The sequence below is a fragment of the Listeria valentina genome (assembly GCF_011800755.1).
In the GTDB taxonomy this organism is placed as follows: Bacteria; Bacillota; Bacilli; order Lactobacillales; family Listeriaceae; genus Listeria; species Listeria valentina.
Map to the genome: position 1 here is coordinate 1 of NZ_JAATJW010000125.1, position 1,647 is coordinate 1,647.

At 34.5% G+C, this 1,647-nt stretch carries 5 protein-coding genes; 3 read left to right on the forward strand and 2 right to left on the reverse strand.

The window, feature by feature from the left end; genetic code table 11:
• Positions 1–35 precede the first annotated feature (35 nt).
• Positions 36–140: a helix-turn-helix domain-containing protein gene (locus HCK02_RS13695; RefSeq protein ID WP_425482903.1), complete on the forward strand. Its 105-nt coding sequence runs from the start codon at positions 36–38 to the stop codon at positions 138–140.
• Positions 141–155: 15 nt separating this feature from the next.
• A complete protein-coding gene (locus HCK02_RS13700) occupies positions 156–578 on the forward strand; it encodes a hypothetical protein (protein ID WP_167630655.1) in 423 nt (140 codons plus the stop codon).
• Positions 579–615: 37 nt separating this feature from the next.
• Here the strand turns inward: HCK02_RS13700 and HCK02_RS13705 are convergent, their stop codons facing one another.
• Positions 616–843 carry a hypothetical protein gene (locus HCK02_RS13705; RefSeq protein WP_167630656.1) on the reverse strand — a complete coding sequence of 76 codons (228 nt, stop codon included), beginning with the start codon at positions 841–843 and terminating at the stop codon, positions 616–618.
• Positions 844–907: 64 nt separating this feature from the next.
• Positions 908–1,132, reverse strand: a complete 225-nt coding sequence (locus HCK02_RS13710; protein ID WP_167630657.1) for a hypothetical protein — start codon at positions 1,130–1,132, stop codon at positions 908–910.
• 311 nt (positions 1,133–1,443) lie between these two features.
• Here HCK02_RS13710 and HCK02_RS13715 point away from each other — a divergent pair.
• Positions 1,444–1,647: DUF3130 family protein (locus HCK02_RS13715; protein WP_167630658.1), on the forward strand; the 204-nt coding region annotated here is incomplete at its 3' end.

A 1,647-nucleotide genomic window follows, 5' to 3' on the forward strand; every position in this document is an offset into this window, starting at 1 on the left:
CGAAAGATCCACAAAAAAGGCTTGTTTATCAGGAAATCGTTCGAATGCTAAAAGAAGGAAAATCAGTGAAAACAATTGCGACAGAAAATCGAATATCACGTCCAACAATTTATCGCATAAAGAAAGAATTATGTTTATAAAGGAGCGGAAGTCTAGTGAAAAGATTATGGGGCCATGATCTAGGAAGAGTAAGCCTCGTATTTATTTTGACTACTTTTCTTGTGCTGGAGTCAAGTCGTCTATTTTTATTTAGCGATGCAATTATGTTTGTCGTTTTTACATTGGGCTTATATTTGTTTCTTTTTACTTTACCCTATGTTGGAACCTATATTGTACGAAAAGAAAAAAGATACCCCTCAATCTTGTTAGGAGCTATTCTCTTAGTTTCGCTCCATTTGTTTATGATTGCTTATGCGGGATTAAACCCTCATCTAAACGAACTGGGAAGGGATAGTCAGATTTTGATCCCTTGTCTTCATGTGCTGGCGATCCTTTCAGGAGCTGTCTTAATAGTTCTTTATGCTGTGAAGCTGTGGGAGATTCGAGAAACGGATAAGCAGAAAGAAAAAGACTATTAAGAGACCTTATAGTAAAGTCTCTGAGTGATCTAAAGAGCTAGGGTTTATATGATAAGTAGCATGTTTTTAAATACTTACAAAAGTTTTTTTGTTCTTCAATGATTTTTTCAAGTTCGGCCAAATCTTCTAATGTTGCATAGTTTTTTATAAAATAAATACCGGCACGTCGTGCTCCCTGAATTTTCACTTTTTCTTTATGTTTATCTCGATAACGTTTCGATGCTTCTCTTTGAGCATCAGTCGTTTTTAACTTTTTATCTGTCATAAATGGATTCTCCTTTTGAATTTTCGTATAAGTAAAGCGGGAGGTGCTGTCCTCCCGCTTTATTTTATTTGTTCATTTCATCTAGCTCTTTAGCAAGTGGCATTATGATATGGGTTATTCTACCTAATATTTCACTATGATAATGAATTCGCTCTTTGTTCACTATAATTTCATAGCGAGAAAGATCAATCTGATAGTTTAGAAAAGCTACTTTTTCTCGGAGGTCCATGGGCTCGATTTCTTTTTCAATAGCCTTTATTCTTTCAATTCCTAATTCTACTTCGTTCATGTTAATCATTCCTTTTCTTTTTGGTTACTTTCTATATTTATATTATATAACGTTATCGTTATATAGTCAAGCCTTTTTTATACTTTTTTTCCTTTTTATGTTATCATTATAACAATCACCTTTTTGGTGGTTACTTTCTAGGCACGGGGGTGGTTCCTCGTGCTATTTTGATGGAAAAAATTAATTTTTTATTTCATTTATTAGATTCACATAGTTGTTCGTGTACAATTCTATCTCCTGTATTTTCATGCTATAATAAACAAGAAATCATGAGGTTCATGATATTAAAAGACAACGAAGAGGGGATGAGCATGGCAGAAATACGGATTAAAGAAAGTACCTTTATGGAACATGCAGTGGATTTGTCTGAAGCTGGGCAAGGTGATGCCTATGAACCATTAAGTTCAGGTAATATGAGCTATTCGAGGGCGAATTCAATTAATGATTTACGAACGGCCGTCATGGAATCCATTGAAGTGATGAATCAGGTGACTCAACTGTCAGAAAAAGATGCA